This window comes from Brevundimonas sp. UBA6550, from assembly GCF_002434505.1.
In the GTDB taxonomy this organism is placed as follows: domain Bacteria; phylum Pseudomonadota; class Alphaproteobacteria; order Caulobacterales; family Caulobacteraceae; genus Brevundimonas.
This window is the reverse complement of sequence record NZ_DJKE01000004.1, coordinates 210,461-224,427: the sequence shown is the minus strand read 5'-3', so window position 1 is coordinate 224,427 and position 13,967 is coordinate 210,461. Positions and strand designations below refer to the sequence as shown.

Genomic DNA, 13,967 nt, shown 5'->3' with positions numbered 1-13,967 from the left:
CAGCCAGGCCGGATCGACCAGCGACAGGTCCGTGCCGTCCACCATGACCCGGCCGCTCTCGGGCACATAAAGACGCTGCACCAGCTTAGTCAGGGTCGACTTGCCCGAGCCCGACGGGCCGACGATGCCGATGATCTCGCCCGGTTTGACGTCGAGCGACACCCTGCGCAGCACCTCGCGACCGCCGGGGCGATAGCGGAAGGTGACGTCGTCGAAGGCCACAGCCCCTTTTACCGGCGGCAGCGCCGCGCGCGAGGCCGAGAACTGGGATTCCGTCGGTGCGTTTAGCACATCGCCCAGGCGGTCCACGCCGACGCGGGCCTCCTGAAACTGTTGCCACAGTCCGGCGAGGCGCAGCACCGGTTCGGCCACGCGACCGGCCAGCATGTTGAAAGCCACCAGTTCGCCGACGGACAGATTGCCGCCAATGACCAGCCGCGCGCCGACGTAAAGGATCAGGGCGGTCGAGACCTTGTTGACCAGCTGGATGGCTTGGCCGCCCCAGATGTTTAGCTGGGCGGCCTTGAAGCCGGCCTTGACGTAGGCCGCCAGCAGCTTTTCCCACCGGCTCTGCATTTGCGGCTCGACGGCGGCCGCCTTCAACGTCTGAACGCCGGTGACGCTCTCGACCAGGAAGGCCTGGCTCTCGGCGCCGCGCTGGAACCGCTCCTCGATCCGACGACGCAGCGGAGGCGTGATGACGAAACAGATGATGGCGTAGAGGACGATGGTCCCGACCACGATCGCCAGCAGGAAGGGCGAGTAGAACCACATCACCACCAGAAAGATGACGGTGAACAACAGATCCACGAACAGGGTGACCGACGAGGAGGTCAGGAACTCCCGGATCGTCTCGAGCTCGCGCACTCGGGCGATGGTGTCGCCGACCCGCCGAGATTCAAAATAGGCCAGCGGCAGGTTGAGCAGGTGACGATAAAGCTTGGCGCCCAGCTCGACATCGACCCGACTGGTTGTGTGGGAGAAGACATAGGCCCTCAACCCGCCCAGGAAGCTCTCGAACACCACGACGGTGATCAGGCCAATGGCCAGGACATCCAGCGTGGTCAGCCCCTGGTGGCACCTTGTCGATGACGACCTGGAAGATCATCGGCGTGGCCAGGGCGAACAGCTGCAGCGCGAGCGAGGCCGCGAGCACGTCGCCCAGCATCCAGCGGTATTTGACTAGAGCCGGTATGAACCAGGTCACGTCGAACTTGGCCGACGCCTCGCCGGCGACGCGGGTCGTGATGAAGACCGCCTTGCCGGACCACAGCTGCTGGAACGCTTCCAACGTCAGGGCGGTGGGCGCCTCGGCCGGGCGCTGGATCAAAACCTGGTCGTCCCGAAAAGCGCCGACGAGGAAGTACAGACCCCGCCGATCTCGTACGATCGCCGGCAGGGGTGAATTCTCAAGCGCGGCGATGTCCAGGGTCGCGGTCTTGGCCTTGGCGCCGACCCGCTTGGCCAGACGGACCAGGTCGGCGTCATCGGCCGGCGCCGCGTGACCGAGATCATGCCGAAGCTGGCTCTGATCCGCCGGAATCTGATGAAAACCAAGCAACAGGGTCAGGCAAGCCAGACCCGTATCCTGCTCGACGGGAGGCTGAGCCTCCAACTCCCCCAACGCCACTCAAAGCCCCCGCTTAACTCGCGCAAGAGATGTATGGTGGCGTCGGATCAAACGAAAGCGAATTAATTGCGATCCGTAACGACGAAACGCGCCGTCCTCGTCGGTCGCTGCAGCCAAGGTCGAGGTCGTGACTTCCGACGGCATCGCCACCTGAGGCTCGAAGCCGTCCTTCCAGACCGCAGAAGCCTTCAGATATCGTCGGTTGATTATGATGGGTCACACGGCCGCACCTGACATACTTCGCCAACTCTTTCGATGTCCGTTCAACACGTTAGACCGTCGCTTCGGCCTTCTTCCGGCCTGAGGAAGGCGCTCGCTTACTCTCAATCAGCGCCGCAATCCCGCGGTCCTGAAAGAGATGCAAATGACTATCCGGCCTACCCTACCCATGGCTTATGCGGCGGCTTCCGCACTGCTGTTGGCGATGTCCATCCCGTCGCCAAGCGCCGCTCAAACCGCGCTGCCAGAGGACTATCTCATCCAAATGGTCTGCGTCGATACGAACGACGTCGCGATCTTCGGCGACCCGGCCTTATGCACTAGCAACCGCCGCAAGTTGCGACTGGGTGAGGCGCTGCCTTACCACAAGATCGACACGGGCGGTTACCAGATCAGCGACTCCTTTCCCGTCGCCAGCGCAGATGGCGCGACCAAGGGCGTTCAGACCTACTTCTTCACCGAGCACCTGAACAAGGATCCGCTCTTCCCCGATCAGCCGTTTCAGTACCAACCGCATGGCGGGTACAACATCCTCGGCGCGGCCAGCGATTGGGCATTCTTTCGGGGGACATCTGATCCCAGTCGCTACTGGTCTCCTTGGTGGGCTGCAGGCTGCCAGACCAATGGCTGGCGCATGTTCCCCAACAATTCGACGGCCTTCAGCTATGGCAACAATACCCATGGACTGACGACAGCGCCGAATTGCCCGACGTCTGTGCCCACCAACAACTCGACCCTCGAGTGGACCCTTTACCCGAACTACAACTTCATCGTCTCGACCACTGACCCGACCAAAAACCGAACCCTGGACACCGTTGCGGGCTACCATTTCGCGCGGGCTGGGTCGGCGTTTTCCGATCTGGAGATTAACTTCTTCACAAAGGAATACGGCGTGACCCGGTGGGAGGCGTGGAAGAGGGATGTCCCCAGTGCTTCGACGCAGGAAGCCATGAATGCTCGGTGCCCTGGCGTGTCCCATCAAGACACATTCCACAACGCAACCTACTACATGCACGACTGTCGGAACTGGACGACCGTCATCGCGCCGCTGAACGGGCAACCATGGGATCCGGATGGCGCCGCCGCCACAAACCCTAATGTGCGTCGGTGGGGCGTCGACCCCTTGTATACAGGCGCGAACTATCTCCGAAACACCCACCAGGCAGCGCCTTGCAATGACTCGAACTGGCAGGTCATCAACACGCCGACGACGGTTCAGGTGGGCACGGCGACGGGTGCGCCTTGGGAAGCGGGCAACTGCGTACGGACCATCAAATCAAGCGCGACACCCGCCGGCGCCTACTATCAGCAGATCGCCGCCCCGCCGGCGCGCGCGGCCCCCTATCGGTTCGGGATTACCGCTTGGAAGAAGACGCCTGCAGACGCGACGCCGGCCAATCTCAGGGTGGAAATCATCCAGCGAAGCAGCACGGGGGCGCTGGTCGGCCATCAGCTCATCGACGCGGCGACGATCGATACGCCACGATGGTTTGAAGGAGAGTTCACGCGCTCACCCAATGCCACGCAGGTGATCTTCGCGCTTTATCCCGATGCACCGGACGTCGAATTCGCTGTGACGGGGGCTTACATCCAGTGATGCCCTAGGCCGAGCACACCGAAGCCGACATCGACTGATTACATCGATTTGAGATCGGATCTACGCCGCCGCATGTGAGAGTGCGCTCCCGGAAGCCTCTCGAGAGCTGACACCCTGACCTTCAGCTAGGAGTGAAGCCGAAGTTCGCGCATCTCCAAATAGAAGACCTTCGGAACCTGTCCGTGTTATGGCCGAGCATTACCAGCGGACAGAAAAGGTCGCCTAGCGGCTGAGCTGTTGAATCTTTTCCATGAGACGATACACCCTAGTCGCGATCGTATTGGGCCAACGATCAGCAGGGGCAATATCAAGCGCCTTTGCTGCCACGATTGCTCGGTCCAGCCCATCCGCGAACTTGTCGATGTCGGGGTTTGCCTTGTTGTAACTACCGAGTGTGTCGCGCAAAAACGTTTCGAGCAACTTCGCATTATGGTGAGCTTCAACTCCAGGGTCCATCTCGGGAAGCTCTTGGTCTAAATGCAAAGCCAGCCAAAGCTCGAAGCAGGGGTTGCTAACGGCGAGGTCGATACTCTTCGCGTGGCATTCCCGCGCGACGTGCTTCAACTGATCCAGCTTCCATCGGTCCCGATCAATAACTACCCAAAGCTGATCGTCTTGATCGAGATCATACTCGGTCTGGAAGTTTAGGATGTTTTGAAGGATGTCTTTTGGACTGCTGCGATTGTCGACGGCTGGAATAACTCGGACCTTGAGACGGCTACCGCCGAAGCGCGAGAAGTAGCCCACTTCGGTTTTGGCCCCCTCGGTTGCGATTACGATCAGGGTAGCGTCTCGCAGCGTGGTTTCGTCGCGCTCAAGGGGCCGCTGTTTGCGGCTAGTGAGCATGATTGTCAGCCTCGGCGTAAGTGTCTGGGATGGCTGCTTCGGCGAAGCGCCCATCCACGGGCACGCCGCCGAACCGGCCAGCCCAGTAGCCCTTGGAAATCCTCAGGTCTGGACGGACCTTGATGTTGGCGAGGGATATCAGATGACTGGCACCGTCGCGATCCTTCTCGACGAACCAAATTTCATCGCGACGAAGCAATTCCCGATCGAGAAGTTGGATATTGTGTGTCGTGAAAACGAGTTGCCCAATCGTGTCTTCAGAGAGCGCGGCGTCCAAGAAGCGGTAGGCCAGAAGGGGGTGAAGCTTACGGTCGAGCTCATCCACAATGTACGTTTTATCTTGGGTCCGAATATCAAGTAGAAGCGGCAAAAGGTGCATCAACCTTTGGGTGCCAGCGGACTCTTCATCGAAGGCGAAGTTCGTCAACCGTCCGTTTGCCGCCTTATGGACCGAGGTAAGCCCGACCCTGACAAACCTACCATGATCATCGAGCTTCACCGCAATGGATGATTGATCGCTATTTCCCAGCAAGACGATCCCGCCTTTTTCGCATTGCTGCTGGATCTCGCGGTGAAACTCCTCAGGAATATCTAGCTTTGAAAGCTCAAACGGCTTTTCCTCGGCCTCAAAGTGATCAATGCCAATATCCGCCCGCCGCATGAAATCGGATACGAACTGAATAAACTTCTGATCATCCTTAGCGCGGATTGGCAATGACGCGTATGTGGCATCGGCGCTCAGTATGACGAGCTGGTGCGAGAACCAATTATGGATGGGCGCAAATTCCTTGATGTTGCGCTCTATCGATTCAGTTAGGAAGGGTTGTGTGGGGCGCGTACCGAAGGCCACAAAGTCTACGAAGCCCTTCTTTCTTCCCTCTTCGGCCGACTTTCTGAACCCTTGGCCGACCTGAACCTCCGTGATGTATTCGCCAGAAGTTGCTTTCGTTGTGGCGCGCTCAAACATGGGGATGCTCTTACCCTTGCGGGTCGTAAACAGCCACTCTTCGCAAACTCGATCGGAAGCGACCACGATGCCATATTCGTAGTCTACGCCATCGACATTAATGTCGAAGGTGAACTTGGCTGGACGCGCCGAAGCCTCCGGCTCCGGGCGGAACGGCATGACCGCTATGGGGTCCTCGCCAGTCGTACCGTGCCGAAGTAGATCGCGAACGAAAGACATGGCTTCAATCAACTTGGTCTTGCCGTGACCATTGGCGCCATAAATTGCGGCCGCCTTCACTACGCGGTGCTGCTTCAGCCCGCTCGTGATCGTTACATGGGAAGCGTGACGATCATCGCGCGAGGCTAGCAAGTTGAGTTCGGCCTCATCTCGGAAAGCGAGGAAATTCTCGACAGTAAATCGTAACAGCATCCCAAACTCCGCCGACCATTGCCGCAAAAATCACAGCGATGGCGCCAGGGTAGGCCACCTCCCGGAATTTTGCGAGGTTCTTGGAGAATTTTTCTCACAAACTCTTATTCAACTTGAGCCATCGACGACCGCCCGCGCCCACTCAAAAGGAACCCGCGAACCAAGCGCGAGGCATGTCGGCTTGGGGTCGAGGCCGTGTGAAAATACGTCTAGAATGAGCGAGATAGGTTAGCCTCCTGAGGTCAGCGGGAGGTGGGCAACCGACACAGCACAGCGCTTTTTGACTCCAAGCGGCGGTTGGGAAACTCTGCCTGTATGACTGACGACGACCGAGAAGGATCCCGACCCGACTGGTAGCAGAAGCCTTCATGGCTGCCCTCAGTCCCTAGAAGCGTGATGACGCCGAGGCGCCTCGATTCTGTCAGATCGCGGGAGCACTCGCGTCGCATTTGTGAAGCCGCACCTCAAGGAAAAGGACCGCTTTAGCGAGGGCGGCCTAACCCGCTCGACAGTGTCTCGCATCCACCGTGAGCGGTTTACCCTGTAGACGCCGAGCGCTTCAATTCGGCTCAGGCTTGAGGAAACATCCAATGGCCGCCCCGGTGCAGGATCCCGTCAGTCAAAAGCAGGGTATCGCGCAGAGGCGCCGGCGTGCGGTGACGATTGACCTGATAGGGCGCCGCCGTCTCTTCCGTTCCGGCGGACTCATTGCGCTGGGTGGCTGCTTCCGGCGCGAGGCAATGCCCGTAGGCCCACCGAAGGCGTGACTGGCCCACGTTCAGGTTCCACATCTCGAGACGGTTCAGGAGGCCGGCATACTCGCCGATATTCAGTTAATGCCGATGCAATTCCTCACCCGCGTTGGAGACATGGGCTCGCCCTTGCCCAGCGGACATAAGCAGCGTCTCTTCATTGCTAGAGCACTCTATCCGAACCTAAGGTGCTCGTTCTGGACGAGGGTACCGCGAACTTGGACGAAGCGGCGGAAGATTCCATCGCCAAACTTGTGTCCTCAATGCCGATCACGAGGATCATCGTCGTCCACCGGCCTCGATTGATTCAAGCCGCGTGACGCCGTTTTACTTTGAATAGCGGCAAACTGACTGAAGTCATGAGTTCGGATGCTGAGGCCGCATGATGTGGAGCAGCAGCGATGCATCCCTTGCTCCCACGCGGTCTATCTGAACCCTCTTGTCCAGATTCATATCGGGTGAGAACGTTCGCGGTTAGGTGGCGACTAAGGGCTCAATACGGAGACTAGCCAAACAGCCGGAAGATAGTCAGCGTTGGCTTCGCGAACCACTTATGAGCCACCAAGCCTCAATGTGTGGGCGTATTAAAATGTCCACAATCTCGAAGCCGTGCCCGGGTACCCGTACGCTGGCCTCAACCTTCGTTTTAGGGCAAGGTTTTCCTCCGGTTGCGCTAGTCAGCATCATCTGCTGTCAATTTCAGTTTCGCTGACTGGAATATCCCTGAACGGAACTACTCATGACAAAGTCATTCCGATGGCTACACCTCAGCGACTTGCACGCTGGCATGGAGGGCCATAGCTGGCTCTGGCCTGGCTTGAAAGGCAAGTTTCTCGAGGATTTGAAACGCGTCCATCGTCGGGCGGGCGCTTGGGACGTCGTCATCTTCAGCGGAGATCTAACCCAGAAAGGCGGAACATCGGAATACGACCAAGTCACCGAAGCTTTACAGGAAATTTGGGCCGTACAGGCGGAGCTGGGTTTCTCACCTCAGTTGCTGGCTGTGCCGGGCAACCACGACCTCACACGGCCGGGCACCGCAAAATCCCAAGCGCTCGTTCTCAAAGACTGGTGGAATCAGAAAGAGGCACGCAAAGCGACGCTTTCGGATCCCACTTGCGAGTATCGGACGCTGCTGACGGACGCATTTTCCGGGTTCACGGAGTGGAAGATAAAAGCGACGGCTGCCGGATTGCCGTTAATTAAAGAAACACCGGGCGTTTTCCCTGGAGATTTCTCCGCAACACTTTCCACGCCCTCTGGAAAACTGGGCATCGTTGGCCTCAATTCGGCATGGCTTCAGCTCGACGGCGGTGACTTCCGCGGCAAACTCTCAGTCGAAGTACAGCAGCTACTTCAGGTCACGGGCACCGACCCCAACGCTTGGCGAAAGCAGCATGATCGAAGCATCCTCATTACCCATCACCCCTCGGACTGGCTGCACCCCAGAGCGCTCGAATTCTGGTGGTCTGAGATCAATCCGGCCGGTGGGTTCGATGCGCATCTCTACGGGCATATGCACGAACCAGATGTAACTTCGGTAGTGTCGGGAGGAAGCCAACCGAAACGATCAATTCAAGCAGCGTCGCTATTTGGCCTCGAGCATTACGACGAAAATATTGAACGCATAAATGGTTACTCCGTCGCGGCCCTAGACCTTGATGGAGGCCTGAGGGTTTGGCCACGCATTAATATGAAGATGAAGAGCGGCGGCTGGAGAATGGTGGCTGACGCTGAGATGGACCTCGACGAAAACGAGTCCTTCCTTCACCAAGGAACAGTAGTATCGCCGAGCCTCGTCGTTCCTGCTAACCGGGCCGTCGGAGCAGTGACCATAGGACTCGCGGGAGATCCGGCCACCGCCTCCGCCCGAGCCCTTCACTCGCTCCGCTATCATATCCCTGGACATCTCGCGCACCGGAACGTTCGGCGCGTCGAACAGCGCCGAGCTGTTGCGGCATTAATCGAACATCGTGCGATTTGGCTATCCTCCGATTGGGGCGCAGGCTCGGACGGCTTCATCAAATCTATACTTGACCCAGCTGATCCACCAGCCCCTATCTACAAGATTGATCTTGCTGAATACACGACGCGGGAGGATTTCCTTGACGGAGTCAAGTCGGTCCTGGGCGTAACATTCGAGCAACTGTGTTCTGACCTTGCCGGTGAAGGCTGCGCTTATCTAATTCTCGACAACTGTCCTACCTCATTGAGTGAGCAGCCATCCGGCCGGCTATCGCCGGAAGCGGATATTGAACAGGTTGTGGCAGCGATCCTCAATTTCTGTTCGGATCTACGCGTAATCCTACGTTCCCGTCGCACGCCTGATCATCCCCAATACGGCCGTATTTCCCTCGCCGCACTCGACGAAGCAGATGTTCGCTCATATGTTTTGGATCATGAAAAGGGCGGCGACCAGTACGCCGACGCCGACGACATCAGCGGCATCTTTCGACATACTGATGGCGTACCTGCCCGGCTCGACGCGACCCTGCGTGACCTCGAGATACTGCCGATTGGGCAGTTGCCCTCTACGAATCGCGACCTCGTGCGAGTTGATGCAGCGATCGAGAACGCACCGTCCGCTTTGCGGCAAGCCATTGACGATCTCTCAAGCTCCAAAGACCCGAACCGACAAAGATCGTTCGCGCTTTTAAAAGCTTTACTGGCCTTTCCTTACGGAGAAACCATCGTCAGGTTACGCCGCTTTTATAACGCACAAGGCATCTTCCCCGAGCAAGCCCGAGAGTTACTGGACAAATCTCTTGTAGCGACCGCGACGCCGGTTGGCGCACAGGTTGGCTCTCAAGGCGAGGGGGACAAGCTTCTGATCGTGCCGCGCCCAGTACGCGATTATGTGCGATCCATTTTAACACGCCGCGAACACGTGCAACTCACCAAGGCCGCGGCCAACCTTTACTTCGGCGAGGGCTGGTCTACCGGTAGCGGATTGAAGAGGTCAGTAACCGAAAAGTTCTCGAAACCATCGGTCTCAACTTACGAGACCGCGAACGCCAACTCCATTCTTCTACGTCTTCTTAACGAAGCCCTCGATGGAGACAGCGCGCGGGAACTGGAGACCTCGCTTGACGTGGCTAAGGGTTACGTAGCGGCCCTCTTTAAAGGCGACCACTTCCGTACCGTGCTGCACCTCACGCGCGATTTGCTTGATCGAGTGCCTGAAGACAATGAAAAAGTTCGATCCTTTCTTACCTATGAAATGGCTCGGGCTCTTCGGATGACCGGAAAGAACAAGGAAGCCGGGGAAGCTTTTGCTGAAGTGGACAGCGCACTACTGCCACAAGGCATGAAGAGGACGCTTCAGCTCTCCCAGGCTCTGGCGCTTCAGATGCTGGGTGACTCAGCTGGTGCCGTAGAAATTGCGAAGAGAATCTTAAAATCAGAGCGCAAGTCAGGTTCAGCTCTCCAGGCCAAGGCTATCCTTCTCGAGGAGGATGCAGCCTCAACTGATGAACAGTTCAGAGCACTGGAGCGATTATGCCGTAAATCCTCGGCTACTATCGCGGCCAACAATCTCGCCATCAGTCGTGCCCAGCGGCGTACGACCAATAGGCAAGAAGCGTTCGAAGCGCTCGACGACGTCATCCGCGGAAAGGATGAGGAGGATTTCTACAACCGGGTACGGGCTATCGTGCGTAAGGTCCGGCTGCTTATTGAGGCAGGAGAGCCTGTCAATGAGAGAGACCAAATTCTCCTGACCGACGCCTATCATTTTTTGTACAATGAACGTCTGCCATCTCTATTTGATTCCTGCCACGCAGCCCTTTGGGATCTGTTTGTTCGCGAGATGGATCAGGTAAATTTGCTTCGTTTGTTCCGGCATAGTTCGCTCATCTGGCGGCTGCGAGGCGAGGTGGAAAAAGAGGCGCGCTATCTTCGCCGGCTCGCGGAGCATGTGCAGTCACTTTTGGGCCGCGACCCCAGGCTGCTCAACAAGGAAACGGCATACTACCTTGTGCGTGTTAGTGCTGTCATCAAGCCGCAGCCCCTCCCGCAAGAACACGCTGAAGACTAGGTTCCTGACACTACAATCCCCGTTGCCAGTCCAAGAGCACATCCAAACAACAGCGCCGCGCCTCCGACTTGCAGCAGCCGCCGGTTTTGTAGATCCGCAGTGCGTGCCTGTTCAACCCACCGTCCAATCTCCCGCGCGGCGCCGGACAGATGCCTCACGGCCTCCTGCATCATCTCAGTGGCTTTCCTGCGCGCATGCCCTTGAGCAATCCTGATTTCCCGCGCCACGTCCTCGGGCGTGAGGCTCAACGCCCCTCGCTCAGCGAGGCGGCCCATCGCCGCCGAACTGGTCGCCATGTCGGCTGCGAGCTGTCCGAGGGTCTCGGTGTAGTCCGGCTGCGCACGCCGCTCTCCAGCTAAAGCTTCCACGCCGAGCCGCATCAGCGCCACCTCTCGCCGCAAAGCCTCGAATGCCTCAGCGGCGGTCCCCTCGCCTCCCACATCGCTTTCGTCCGTATCCATCAAACCAGTTCCTCTGCTCAGATGCCCATGCCTCGGCCGCGCCCTCGGTAAGCGCCAATACCTCTCACCAGCGCCTGACGCAGAGAGCGCCCCACCTCCATGTCGATGCCGAGCGCCGACTGCCGACCGCGCAATACCGACTCCATCTGCGGATCGCGCTCCAGCGCCTTGGCCATCGCCGCCATGCGATCCCTCGCGTCGGACATCATCTTCATGTCACCGGCGCCGTAAGCCTCGGCGCGGCGCGCCTTCAGACGCGTCCAGTCGTTGCCGAAGCGATCGGCGCGTTTGACCGGATCGGCTTGCAGTTCCGCCTCCAGTTGAAGGATGCGGATGGCACGCTGCGTGCGCCCGCCAGCCGCCTCTTCAGCCAGACCGTGATCGGCGCGATATGACCGCTCTAGGACGGATGAGGCATTGCGATCGAAGCGGTCCAAGGCCGTCCGAGCCTTCTGCAAAGCCGTCACCTGATGAGGCAGAGCGGGATATCCCCTCCCCTCCGCCTTGAAGATCTCGCCCACCGCCCGCGCATGACCCTGTACTGCGCAACGGCGCAGATCGCCGATGTCGTCAGTGGCGGGCGACGGCGTCTTGGCCGGCTTGGTCGGCGATGCCGGTTGCGACACTTCAGGTGATGACCGGTCGAGCGGTTTGAAGCCGGCGAAGATGTCGCGCACCTTCGGCACCACCGCCTTCACCCGCTCCGGGAAGGTGATCCCTCGCCGCTCGGCGAAGCGGCGCGCGGCGTCAGGGTCAGACGGATCGCGGTGATCGAGCGCCATGTCCTTGGTTCGCTCGCGCGATAGACGACGCGCGAGGCTCGGACCGTCTTCGAAGTCGTCCTTGCCATAATGCAGATCGACGCGGTCGCGATGGCGCGACAGCGCCACATAGGTCGCATGTCGGTCCAGTCCCGGCGTCGCCAGCACATGCGTGCGATCGACGGTGACGCCCTGGCTCTTGTGCAGGGTGGCGGCGTAGCCGTGATCGACGTGCGCATAATCCTTTAGGTCGAACACCACCGACCGGCCAGCATCCAGATCCACCGTCATTCGCGTCGGCGTGACGGCGCCGACTGAGCCGAGCATGCCGTTCTTCACGCCCAGGCCGCGGTCGTTCTTCAGCAGCATGACTCGGTCGCCCGGCGCGAACACGCGCTCGCCTGCTGCGGTCCGGACGGTCGTGTCCTTACCCAGTTGATCGGCGTCGCGTAGTCGCTGTCGTGCGGCGGCGTTCAGGGCATGGCGCGCCTCGTTGGTATGGGTGACAATGATCCGGGTCTGACCCGGATGTTCGAGGCGATCCTTGTCCCAACAGTCGATCAATTCGGCCTGGGCGACCGCCCGCGTCTCGCACGCGTGGACCATGGCCTGGTCGGCATAGGCCTGGAGCGCGTCGGCCGTCCGACCGATCGCCAGATGCCGCGTGGCGTCACGCTGCCAATCTTCGCGCTGACGTCGAACTTCAGTGATCTCGACATAGGGATGGCGTTCGACCGTCGCCCGGAATGCGGCGCCGGCTTCGATGGACTGGAGCTGTTCGGGATCGCCGACCAGCACCACCTTGGCGCCCGCCTCCTGCGCGGCGGACACCACCCGTTCCATCTGCCGCGTGCCGACCAGACCGGCTTCATCGATCACCAGCACATCGCGGGCACGCAACGGCTCACGCCCCTGGCTCCAGGCCAGCTCAAGGCTGGCGAGGGTGCGCGAGGCGATGCCTGATCCGCTCTCTAGGTTTTCCGCCGCAATGCCCGACAACGCCGCGCCCCGGACCGTATAGCCCGCGCTCTCCCAAGCCTCGCGGGCGACGCCCAACAGCGCGGACTTGCCTGTGCCCGCATAGCCGACCACCACCCCGAGATCCCGGCTGTCCGTGACGTGATCGAACGCCGCCCTCTGCTCGCCTGCCAAGGTCAGGCCTGCAGCCTGCGACCGCAGTAAGGCGGCCGTCCGATGGTGCGCATCCACGGGGCGCCCGGCCTGCGTCGCCAGCCGGGCCGTAGCCCGCTCAAGCCGCAGCTCGGTGGCGATCATGTCGCGTGAGGTGAACCGCTCGACGCTGCGGCCGTCGTGACCGAGCGCGACCAGATCCGGCGCTTCCATCACCGCGCTCATGGCCTGGTCGAACTGCTCTTTCCCATCCGAGTGGCGGTGCACGAACATCGCCACGTCGCGACGGGTGAAGGTCGCCTGCTGGTGGGTCATCGCGTCGAGCGCGATGCTCGGCTCAGCGATGATCCTGTCGCCATTGCGACGGGCGATCTGCGCGTGATCCGTGAGGCGTTCGACCTCCAATCCTTCGCTCAACCGACGGGCGGCGGCCGGGCCGATCTTGTTCTGGGGCTTCAGGTCCAGGCCCTGGGCCTCAAGCGTGCGGTGATCGATGCTGGCGTCGATGTCCTGGGCGGCAAGCCGGGCGTTGACGTGATCAGCCCAGGCTTCGCGCCAATGCTCGACCAAGGCCGTGGCGTTCCACTCGCGCACCTTGGCGCCGAAGTCGGGCGCCCCTGCCCTGCCGTCCCCGGCTTCGCGCAGGGTGAGCATGACATGGGCGTGGGGTTTGGCTTGTCCGTCCGCGCCGATATCCCAATGCACATTGAGGTCGGCGATCATGCCGCGATCAACCATCTCCCGCTGGACGAAGTCCCGCGCCAGCACGACGCCGTCGGCCTGGATCATCTCTCGCGGGATGGCGAACTCGACCTCGCGCGAGAGCTGGGCGTCCTTGCGCTTCTCTCCCGCCTCGACGGCATTCCACAGGCGCTCACGGTCGCCGAGATGCTCCGGCGCGCCGTCCGGCAGCAGGATCTCGGAATGGACGACGCCGGTCTTGCGGGTGAAGTCATGAGCGCGATCCAGCCGCTCGTCATGCAGGCGCGAAGCCGAGCGATAGGCGGCGGATGCCAGGACGCTGGAGCCGGCGGCGCGGCTGATGACTTTGACGGTGAGGTGGTAGATCGCCATGGCGACAGACCAGATACGCCCCTGAGAGCACGTCGGCACGACGTATAAGCGCGCCCTCCCAAGATTAAATCTCGGGATGGAC

The 13,967-nt window shown here is 60.2% G+C and carries 8 protein-coding genes; 2 read left to right on the top strand and 6 right to left on the bottom strand.

Going from position 1 to position 13,967, the window contains the following annotated elements:
• Both B3Z70_RS04115 and B3Z70_RS04110 read right to left on the bottom strand, forming a co-directional pair.
• Positions 1 to 1,008: ABC transporter transmembrane domain-containing protein (locus tag B3Z70_RS04115; RefSeq protein ID WP_292044737.1), on the bottom strand; the 1,008-nt coding region annotated here is incomplete at its 3' end.
• On the bottom strand, positions 899 to 1,630 hold the full coding sequence (locus B3Z70_RS04110; protein WP_292044734.1) for a cysteine peptidase family C39 domain-containing protein: 732 nt from the start codon (positions 1,628 to 1,630) through the stop codon (positions 899 to 901). The genes B3Z70_RS04115 and B3Z70_RS04110, both read right to left, overlap by 110 nt.
• Before the next feature lie 364 nt (positions 1,631 to 1,994).
• Here B3Z70_RS04110 and B3Z70_RS04105 point away from each other — a divergent pair, with 364 nt between their 5' ends.
• Positions 1,995 to 3,446 (top strand): hypothetical protein, encoded by a 1,452-nt coding sequence (locus B3Z70_RS04105; protein WP_292044733.1) that lies wholly within the window; start codon positions 1,995 to 1,997, stop codon positions 3,444 to 3,446.
• 222 nt (positions 3,447 to 3,668) lie between these two features.
• On the opposite strand, the gene B3Z70_RS04100 is transcribed toward B3Z70_RS04105, so the two are convergent.
• Together B3Z70_RS04100 and B3Z70_RS04095 are read right to left on the bottom strand one after the other, a co-directional pair.
• Positions 3,669 to 4,292, bottom strand: a complete 624-nt coding sequence (locus B3Z70_RS04100) for an RloB family protein (RefSeq protein WP_292044732.1) — start codon at positions 4,290 to 4,292, stop codon at positions 3,669 to 3,671.
• Positions 4,282 to 5,670 (bottom strand): AAA family ATPase, encoded by a 1,389-nt coding sequence (locus B3Z70_RS04095; protein ID WP_292044731.1) that lies wholly within the window; start codon positions 5,668 to 5,670, stop codon positions 4,282 to 4,284. The genes B3Z70_RS04100 and B3Z70_RS04095 overlap by 11 nt, the downstream gene beginning before the upstream one ends.
• A 1,491-nt stretch (positions 5,671 to 7,161) precedes the next feature.
• Here B3Z70_RS04095 and B3Z70_RS04090 point away from each other — a divergent pair.
• The gene (locus B3Z70_RS04090) at positions 7,162 to 10,458 is read left to right on the top strand and encodes a metallophosphoesterase (RefSeq protein ID WP_292044729.1); all 3,297 of its coding nucleotides are present in this window, start codon (positions 7,162 to 7,164) and stop codon (positions 10,456 to 10,458) included.
• On the opposite strand, the gene B3Z70_RS04085 is transcribed toward B3Z70_RS04090, so the two are convergent.
• Together B3Z70_RS04085 and traA are read right to left on the bottom strand one after the other, a co-directional pair.
• On the bottom strand, positions 10,455 to 10,919 hold the full coding sequence (locus B3Z70_RS04085) for a hypothetical protein (protein ID WP_292020474.1): 465 nt from the start codon (positions 10,917 to 10,919) through the stop codon (positions 10,455 to 10,457). The two genes, B3Z70_RS04090 and B3Z70_RS04085, sit on opposite strands and share 4 nt — an antisense overlap.
• A gap of 17 nt (positions 10,920 to 10,936) precedes the next feature.
• Complete coding sequence (traA, locus tag B3Z70_RS04080; protein ID WP_292020476.1) at positions 10,937 to 13,885, bottom strand: Ti-type conjugative transfer relaxase TraA; 2,949 nt, start codon at positions 13,883 to 13,885, stop codon at positions 10,937 to 10,939.
• Positions 13,886 to 13,967: the final 82 nt, after the last annotated feature.

What these genes read in the sequence shown, in the direction of transcription:
- B3Z70_RS04085 (WP_292020474.1), bottom strand. Translation starts at nt 10,919, where the DNA reads ATGGATACGGACGAAAGCGATGTGGGAGGCGAGGGGACCGCCGCTGAG.
- traA (WP_292020476.1), bottom strand. Translation starts at nt 13,885, where the DNA reads ATGGCGATCTACCACCTCACCGTCAAAGTCATCAGCCGCGCCGCCGGC.
- B3Z70_RS04090 (WP_292044729.1), top strand. Translation starts at nt 7,162, where the DNA reads ATGACAAAGTCATTCCGATGGCTACACCTCAGCGACTTGCACGCTGGC.
- B3Z70_RS04100 (WP_292044732.1), bottom strand. Translation starts at nt 4,292, where the DNA reads ATGCTCACTAGCCGCAAACAGCGGCCCCTTGAGCGCGACGAAACCACG.
- B3Z70_RS04095 (WP_292044731.1), bottom strand. Translation starts at nt 5,670, where the DNA reads ATGCTGTTACGATTTACTGTCGAGAATTTCCTCGCTTTCCGAGATGAG.
- B3Z70_RS04105 (WP_292044733.1), top strand. Translation starts at nt 1,995, where the DNA reads ATGACTATCCGGCCTACCCTACCCATGGCTTATGCGGCGGCTTCCGCA.